This is a genomic window from Pseudomonas sp. P7759, assembly GCF_013386445.1.
GTDB classification, from domain to species: domain Bacteria; phylum Pseudomonadota; class Gammaproteobacteria; order Pseudomonadales; family Pseudomonadaceae; genus Aquipseudomonas; species Aquipseudomonas azotoformans_A.
In genome coordinates, this window is the sequence record NZ_JACART010000133.1 from 1 (window position 1) to 1,342 (window position 1,342).

General features: G+C 61.5%; 1 protein-coding gene and 2 pseudogenes. All 3 read left to right on the plus strand.

From position 1 onward, the window contains the following. Positions 1-211, plus strand: a pseudogene (locus tag HX823_RS31620) (DUF4398 domain-containing protein); the annotation flags it as partial. 10 nt (positions 212-221) lie between these two features. Then, on the plus strand, positions 222-995 hold the full coding sequence (locus HX823_RS31625; protein WP_177078571.1) for an OmpA family protein: 774 nt from the start codon (positions 222-224) through the stop codon (positions 993-995). Positions 996-1,155: 160 nt separating this feature from the next. After that, positions 1,156-1,342 (plus strand): annotated as a pseudogene (locus tag HX823_RS31630) (LLM class flavin-dependent oxidoreductase); the annotation flags it as partial.

Here is a 1,342-nt window from a genome sequence, read left to right on the forward strand (position 1 = left end):
CGCCCAGGACAAGCTGGCGCGCATGGACCAGGCCATCGGTGAAATGAAGTACGTCGAGGTGGACGCCCTGGCCGACCAGATCGAAGCCGACGCCAGCCTGGCCGAAGCCAAGGCCAATGCCGTGCGTAAACAACAGGTCTTGAAGCAGGCGCGAGAGGGCATCCAGGTGCTCAAGCAGGAAATGCTCAACGCCCCCGCGACTACCCACTGAGGATCCAGCCATGCGTGCCATTTTTTTCATCCCTGTGCTTTCGGCCCTGAGCCTGGCGTTTGCCGGTTGCGCCACGCCGCCGGAAAACACGCAATTGCTGCAAGCGCGCAGCCAGTTCTCCAGCCTGCAACAGAAGCCGGAATCCAACACCCTGGCGGCGGTTGAAACCCGTATCGCTTCCAACGCGCTGGACCGCGCCAACCAGGTGTCGTTGCACGACCGTACCGACCCACAGCTCGACCAGCTCGCCTACCTCGCCACGCAAAAAATCGCCCTGGCCGAGCAGACCATCGTCGGCCGCAAGACCGATGCCCAGCTCGACAACATCGCGGTCGACCGTACCCAGGTTCAGCTCGACGTGCGCACCGCGCAGCTCAAGGCCTTGCAGGCGATGAAAGCCCAGCCGACCGAGCGTGGCCAGGTCATCACCTTTGGCGACGTGCTGTTCGATACCGGCAAGGCCGATTTGAAGGCAGGCAGCCAGCGGGACTTCCAGGGGCTGGCGAACTTCCTGGTGCAGAACCCGGAGCGTCAGGTGCGGGTAGAGGGTTTCACTGACAGCGTGGGGGGCGATGCCTACAACCAGAGCCTGTCCGAGCGCCGTGCCCAAGCGGTCGCGCGCGGTTTGCAACGGCTCGGCGTGGGGATCGAGCGGATTGCCGTCATTGGCTACGGCAAGCAGTTCCCGGTCGCCGATAACCAGAGCGCACAGTCACGCCAGTTGAATCGCCGTGTGGAAGTGATCGTGTCCAACGACGCTTCGGCGGTCAGCGCACGTCGCTGAGCCTGACAGATCGTTATGCAGTACTCGGATAACGGCGTTTGTTAGAGATCATTAATTTTAATAATTAGCATAGATCTACAAAGCCTTTCACAAGCCCTGCCTACGGGCATTAAGGTCATTCTCCACAGGCCACCGCGGCCATCCACGGAGGAATACCTTGATGCCCACCTCACCTCGGCAACTCAAATTCGGCGCCATTCTCACCGGCGTCGGCACCGCACAAAACGAATGGCTGCACCCGCAGATCCCCGGCGATGCCAGTGTGGATATCGACTGGTACCGCGCCCAGGCACAGCAGGCCGAAGCGGCCAAGTTCGACCTGGTGTTCATCGTCGACAGCCCCTACA

What these genes read in the sequence shown, in the direction of transcription:
- HX823_RS31625 (WP_177078571.1), top strand. Translation starts at nt 222, where the DNA reads ATGCGTGCCATTTTTTTCATCCCTGTGCTTTCGGCCCTGAGCCTGGCG.